The organism is Luteibacter sp. P4_E6, from assembly GCF_056401535.1.
In genome coordinates this window covers 1-5950 of the sequence record NZ_JBFUJE010000246.1, presented here as the reverse complement: position 1 = coordinate 5950, position 5950 = coordinate 1, and the positions used below count along the sequence as shown (strand labels likewise).

The following is a 5950-nucleotide window of genomic DNA, read 5'->3' as shown; positions in this document are numbered from 1 at the left end:
TCCCTAGAAGGGGGCTCAGCCATCGTTTATAGAGGGACAGAAGGAATAGTAGGAGGCGGGTCACTTTTCAGTCCGGGGTCGACCGGCGTCAGCCAGCCGACAGTATCCCAGAAGATAGGTTGCTGGGCTAACGCATCTGGGCTATAACACCCCGCCGCCACGGCCACCGAGGTGAAGGAAATGGCGAAAATCGCTCGTAGTTCCGCAACTGCCAAGGGCGCCGCCAAAAAGGGCGGAGCCGGTGATGTGAGTAAGGCCAGGACGGCTACGGCCGTGGTGAAAACAAAGACGCCGGCGAAGACCGCAGTCAGTGCCGCGGCTAAGCCCGCGACGAAGACCTCGGCCAAGACGGCTCCGAAGAAGGCCGCACCGGTGAAGTCCGCGCCTGCAAAGAGTGTTCCCGCGAAGCCGGTAGCCAAGGTTGCCGCCAAGAAGGCGCCCGCCAAGGCCGAGCCGGTCAAGGCAGCTCCCAAGGTTGCCACCAGGCCGGCGACGAAGGCGGCTGCAAAGCCCGACACGAAGCCGGTGGCGAAGGCGCCTGCCAAGAAGGCGGTTCCCGCCGCGCCAACGAAAGCCGCAGCGCCCGCAGTGACCGCGGCGGCTGCCAAGAAGACAACTGCGGCGCCGGCCAAGAGCGCCGCACCCGCACCCGCGCCGGTGGTGAAGAAAGTCACCCCGGCCAACGATGTCGCGCCGCCCGTCAAGGGTCGCACGGCATCGGCCGTTGCTGCTGTGGCACCCCGGACAGCGTCCGCGGTGGGCAGCGCTACCTCATCCAGAAACGAGAAGTCCGCTCAATCCAGCATGAACAGCACAGCTTCCAATACCGCCGATAACGGCATCACGCGCGAAGACGGCCGCTATGCGCTGCCCGCTTCGACTGTCATCGACCTGCCCAAGGGCTACAAGCCGGGCAGTGACGAGGAGTACATGAGTCCTCGTCACCTCGCTTACTTCCGCAACAAGCTCAAGGACTGGCGCGACCAGCTCGTCGAGGAGTCCCGCCAGACCATGGACAACCTCCGCGAGGAAGTCCGTGATGTGGGTGACGAGGCCGAGCGCGCTACGCGCGAGACCGAAAACTCGCTCGAGCTGCGTACCCGCGATCGCTACCGCAAGCTGATCTCCAAGATCGACAAGGCCCTGCGTCGGATCGAGGAAGGCCGCTACGGTTTCTGCGAAGAGACCGACGAGGAAATCGGTGTGGAGCGCCTCGACGCCCGCCCGATCGCCACGTTGACGCTCGACGCGCAGGAGCGCCGCGAGCACCTGCAGAAGCAGATGGGCGACTGATCGTCCCTCGCGCTTCGGCAACAAAAAAGCCCCGCCAGCGATGACGGGGCTTTTTTGTAGCAGGCCGTTGTAGGAGCCGATTCATCGGCGATCCCGCGGCAGCGGGCCAGTTCGACGCGAGCACCCATCGCCGCTGAAGCGGCTCCCACAGGGTCAGCGCAACCGGATCTCAGTCCGCCAGGGTCGCGGCAGCGTAGGCCTTGGCCTTGGCCAGCATGGCCGACAGGCCGTTGGAGCGGGTAGGGGAGAGGTGCTTCGCCAGCCCGATCTCCTGGACGAACGCCGGTTCCGTATCGACGATCTCTCGCGCCGAACGGCCGGAGTAGACGCGAAGCATCAGCGCGATCAGTCCGGAAACGATGGCCGAGTCGCTGGCGGCGTCGAAATACATCTTCGACGCATCCCCCGACGGAATCAGCCAGACCATCGACTGACACCCGTGCACGCGGTTCTCTTCGGTCTTGCTGGCGTCCGGGAAGGGCGCCAGCTGTCGGCCGAGGTCGATCAGGTACTGATAGCGCTCGGTCCAGTCGCTGAAGAAGGCGAATTCCTCGGCGATCGCGGCCTGGGCTTCTGCAGCCGTGGCTTCCTGGGGTTCGTTCATGCCTTCACCACACTCCAGCGCGTGCCTTGTGCGCTGTCTTCGATCGCGATGCCCAGGTCCTTGAGCTGATCGCGAATGGCATCGGAGCGGGCGAAATCCTTCGCGGCGCGGGCGGCGCGGCGTTCCTCGAGCAGGGCCTCGATGGCTCCTGCATCGATCGCTTCGCCTGGGTTGCCCTGGCGGAACCAGGCTTCGGGGTCTTCGGCGAGCAGGCCGAGCAGGGCGGCACCGCCAAGCAGGGCGGCCTTCGCCGAGGCGCGCTCCTCACCGGTGGCGCGGCGCGCATGGTCGGCCAACTGGGATATCTCGGCAAGGGCCTGGGGCGTATTCAGGTCGTCGCATAGCGCGGCCTCGACAGCCGGGGGTATCACCGGCGTACCGGCATCCACGTCGGCCATGTCGCGCAGCACGCCGTACCAGCCGTCGAGGGTGCGCACGGCCTGCGTCATGGCGGTATCGGACCAGTCCAACGGCTGGCGGTAGTGGCCGCGAAGCAGCATCAGGCGAAGCGCCTCGGCGGGGTGCTTGTCCAGCAGCTGATGCAACTGGAGCACGTTGCCCAGCGACTTCGACATCTTGCGACCGTCAAAGGTGAGCATCCCGTTGTGCATCCAGAATCGTGCGAATGGCTTGCCGCCGTGCGCGCAGACGCTCTGGGCGATCTCGTTTTCGTGATGGGGGAAGGTGAGATCGACGCCACCCGCGTGAATGTCGATGGTGTCCCCCAGATGGGCCTCGCTCATGGCGGAGCACTCGATGTGCCAGCCGGGGCGACCCCGACCCCAGGGGCTGTCCCAGCCAGGCAGCGTCTCGTCAGAAGGCTTCCACAGCACGAAGTCGCCCGGACTGTTCTTGTAGGGCGCCACTTCGACACGCGCGCCAGCGAGCAGCTCGTCCGGGTCGCGACCGGAAAGCGCGCCGTAGGCGGGGAAGGACTCGACGTTGAACAGGACGTGGCCTTCGGCTTCGTAAGCGTGTCCGCTGGCGATCAGCCGCTCGATCATGCGGATGATCTGAGGAATGTGATCCGTCGCGTAGGGCTCGACATCCGGCGGAGCCACGCCGAGACGCGCCAGGTCCTCGTTGTAGGCCTTGGCGTAGCGGCTGGTGATCTGCCCGATCGGTACACCCGCCGCCGCCGCCGCGTTGTTGATCTTGTCATCCACGTCGGTGATGTTCCGGGCGTAGACCAGCTTCGGGTAATGGCGCCGGATGAGGCGTGCCAGCACGTCGAAGACGACCGGCGGCCGGGCGTTGCCGATGTGGATGTAGTTGTAGACGGTGGGCCCGCAGACATACATGGTCACCCGCTGCGGATCGAGCGGGCTGAACGCTTCCGTGCGGCGCGACAGGGTGTTGTAGAGCGAGATCGGCATCGGGGATCCGTGGACGGGCGCGGCGGGCGGCCGGTCGGAGATATTAGCAAGCCCGGCGCGGCGTGCGGCACACGCGCGGCTCGGAATTCGGTTGACATGACTATGTGAAGGTCATCCCCGCGCCTCTAAGCGTGGATTCAGCGTGAACTTGATGAAATGCACCGGTAGGCGTTTTGTGCGCCTGGCTGGAGGTTCTCCTAAATGTCTCGCCTGCTTATCCCCGCGCTCATCCTCGCGGTTTTCGCTACCGGTGCCAGTGCCCAGGACGGTCGTTACGGCCCGCCCCCGGGTCCGCCGCCCGGTCCCGCCCAGGGTCCGGACGACAATACCCACTTCGGTTGGGCCGACGTCCTGCGCGTCGATCCGGTCTACGGCGTCGCGCGCGTCGAGACACCCCGACAGGAATGCTACGACCAGCCTGTCGTCCGACAGGAGTCCAGCGGTAATTCCGCGGCCGGCACCATTCTCGGCGCCGTGGTCGGCGGCGTGCTCGGCAATACCATCGGCAAGGGCGATGGCCGCAAGGCCGCCACCGTGGTCGGTGCGGTTGCTGGCGGCGCCGTCGGCAACAACATCTCCCACCAGGGCGACCGCACCTACCAGGGCACGGAAACCCGCTGCCGCGACGTCAGCTCGGTCTCCGAGCAGCGCCGTATCGCCGGTTACGACGTCGAATACCGCTACCGTGGTGAGGTCTACGTTTCGCGTTTGAACTACGACCCGGGCGAGCGTCTTCGCGTCCGCGTGAGCGTGGCGCCGGCTGACTGAGCCGGTTTCGCGCTGCGATCCGCCAGGAAGGCCGCGAGGAATCGCGGCCTTTTTTTGCTGGCTGTGGGAGCCGCTTCAGCGGCGATGGTGCTGCCGCGTCCCGGATGAAAGGTGGGCGCAAAAACGGACGCCGTGAATCCAGTCGATTGAAGTCCATGGAGACGCACTCGGGCCTCTATATCCAAGGCGCTATTCCACGCTTCTTGACGGGGGTCTAGGTTAAGACGCGTTGCATCACCGACGCCATCCGAGGGAAGCGAGATGAATGCGTTCATTCGAAAGGGATCTTTTTTACCGGCCGTGGCGCTGTTCGCTGCCTCGATTCACGCGCCAGGCGCTGCCGCCGCTTCGCTCACCAATCTTGGCCATAACGCAGGCGCCCAATGCGTGGCGTCGGATGTGAACGATAGCGGGATCGCCGCTGGCGCCTGCAGTGCACCGAACGGCACGGGGCCAACGGTCGCTTGGGTGGCCAACGGATCGGGAGGTGAGTTTGCCCTCGCACCCCTCGCAACGGGCCGTTCGTGCTCCGCCAGCGGCATCAGCAACAACGGGCTGGTCATCGGTGGCTGCGTCGATGCGAGCGGTGTCGGCTTCGCCGTGACCTGGACCGCGCCAGGGACGACGGTGGTGAAGCTGCTGCCGCAATCGGGCCTGCTCGGCCTTGGCGCGGATGTCAGCACCGAGGCGGCCGCCTTCAATGATCATGGTGATATCGCCGGAAGCAGTAACTCCGGCGCAGCCAACTCGACAGCGGTCATCTGGAAGGCGGGATCGACGACTCCTGTCACGGTGTCCAGTCCGGGGGACAACTGCGTACCGGTGGACATCGCGGAGCCCGTCGGGACGGCGAATCCCGAGGTGGTCCTCGACTGTCCGAACGGCACCGGCGTGACCAAGGCAGTCGTTGCCACGCCGACCGGTCTGCTTGGCGCGTACCTGATGACCACGCTCGCCCCGGCACCCGGTGCGTCCTATTGCGTGGCGCAATCCATCAACGTCTCTCGCAGGATCATGGGCACGTGCATCTTCCCCACGGCTCCCACCTCGCGAGTGGCCTTCTGGCAGCCACCAAGCACCACGGCCGTTGCACCGCCGATTACCTATAACGGCGTTGCGATAAAGACTTCGGGGGCGTTCCTGAACGACCTGGGGAATATCGTCTTCGCGTTTCAGACAGCCGACGGCAAGTCGAACGCTGCCTATATGGCTATCAATGCCAGCGGAACGGTGACCGCCGTTGACGCAATACCTGTGCTTGCGACGGGGAGGACGGTCCACGCGACGGGCTTTGGAACCTCCGATCTGGTCGTCGTGGTCGGGCACAACGCGGACGACCACATGCAGTCAGCCGTGTGGAATCCGGCGTTCCCTGCTGTGTTGTCGCCTGTTCCGCCGTTTTCCGGTGGCGGGCCGAGCAATGCCTTGTTAGCCGTGTCGAAAAGCGGTAACCAGGCCGCGGGTGTGGTCGAGGACAGCGCGCATGTCGCCGATCCGGTCGTGACATCGCTGCCATGAGCACAGCGACAATGTGCCTGAGGCGCCTGTCACTTGTGGTTCTGGCGCATCGGGCCCTTCTTGCGCGCCGCACCAAATCCCGGCATCATCGCGGTTCAACTTTTCCAGACCTTGCCGTGTCCCATACCGTCTACACCGCCGTCGTCTTCACCAGCGCCCGAATGGCCGCAGGGATGACGTCGCGTGCTCGTCGACCGTACATCGGATACTCGGCCGGGTAGGCTGTCGCGCGCTTTTCATACGCAACGACTAAAAAACCCGGCCATGCGCCGGGTTTTTTCGTTTCCAATTCCTGACTCCTGATTCTTCACTTCCTCCACGGCCCCCAAGGCCACCGACCGATCTGGACCGCCATGACCGTTCGCCACTTCCTCTCCACCCAGGATTACAG

5 protein-coding genes are annotated in these 5950 nt (G+C 65.1%); 3 read left to right on the top strand and 2 right to left on the bottom strand.

What is annotated here, in order from left to right; translation table 11 throughout:
* The first annotated feature begins 180 nt into the window (after nt 1-180).
* Nucleotides 181-1293 (top strand): RNA polymerase-binding protein DksA, encoded by a 1113-nt coding sequence (dksA, locus tag AC1DT2_RS14335; RefSeq protein ID WP_477297019.1) that lies wholly within the window; start codon nt 181-183, stop codon nt 1291-1293.
* Nucleotides 1294-1462: 169 nt separating this feature from the next.
* Here the strand turns inward: dksA and AC1DT2_RS14330 are convergent, their stop codons facing one another.
* Both AC1DT2_RS14330 and cysS read right to left on the bottom strand, forming a co-directional pair.
* Nucleotides 1463-1897 carry a SufE family protein gene (locus AC1DT2_RS14330; protein ID WP_063572870.1) on the bottom strand — a complete coding sequence of 145 codons (435 nt, stop codon included), beginning with the start codon at nt 1895-1897 and terminating at the stop codon, nt 1463-1465.
* Nucleotides 1894-3273 (bottom strand): cysteine--tRNA ligase, encoded by a 1380-nt coding sequence (gene cysS / locus AC1DT2_RS14325; RefSeq protein ID WP_063572871.1) that lies wholly within the window; start codon nt 3271-3273, stop codon nt 1894-1896. Before cysS ends, AC1DT2_RS14330 begins: the two co-directional genes overlap by 4 nt.
* Before the next feature lie 201 nt (nt 3274-3474).
* On the opposite strand from cysS, the gene AC1DT2_RS14320 reads away from it, so the two are divergent.
* Both AC1DT2_RS14320 and AC1DT2_RS14315 read left to right on the top strand, forming a co-directional pair.
* Complete coding sequence (locus AC1DT2_RS14320; RefSeq protein ID WP_213948402.1) at nt 3475-4041, top strand: glycine zipper 2TM domain-containing protein; 567 nt, start codon at nt 3475-3477, stop codon at nt 4039-4041.
* A gap of 261 nt (nt 4042-4302) precedes the next feature.
* Entirely contained in the window at nt 4303-5559 is a 1257-nt protein-coding gene (locus AC1DT2_RS14315; RefSeq protein WP_477297018.1) for a hypothetical protein, read from the top strand.
* The last annotated feature ends 391 nt before the right edge of the window (nt 5560-5950 follow it).